The 422-nt window shown below is 73.5% G+C and carries 1 protein-coding gene; it reads left to right on the forward strand.

The window, feature by feature from the left end:
* Positions 1-53: 53 nt before the first annotated feature.
* Positions 54-422, forward strand: a 369-nt coding sequence (locus AC5RWQ_RS30610) for an acyl-CoA dehydrogenase family protein (protein WP_494286067.1), incomplete at its 3' end; no start/stop codon positions are given.

Genomic DNA, 422 nt, shown 5'->3' on the forward strand with positions numbered 1-422 from the left:
GGACGGACACGTACGCCGGCCGGTCGCCGGCCTGCCCGGAGGTGACGCAAACCGTGTCCGCACCCACCGCAACGCGCAACGTCTCGGAACGCGAGGCCCGGCAGGTGGCCGAGGCCGCCCGCGAGCAGGAGTGGCACAAGCCCAGCTTCGCCAAGGAGCTGTTCCTCGGCCGCTTCCGGCTGGACCTGATCCACCCGCACCCGCTGCCGGCGCCCGAGGCGGTGGCGAAGGGCGAGGCGTTCCTCGCCCGGCTCGGCGACTTCCTGCGCAGCCGGGTGGACGCCGCCCGGATCGAGCGCGAGGCGCAGATCCCCGACGAGGTGGTGCGCGGCCTGAAGGAGCTGGGCGCGCTCGGCATGCGGATCGACGAGTCCTACGGCGGCCTCGGCCTCACCCAGGTGTACTACGACAAGGCGCTGTCC

The sequence above is a fragment of the Micromonospora sp. BS32 genome, from assembly GCF_059089345.1.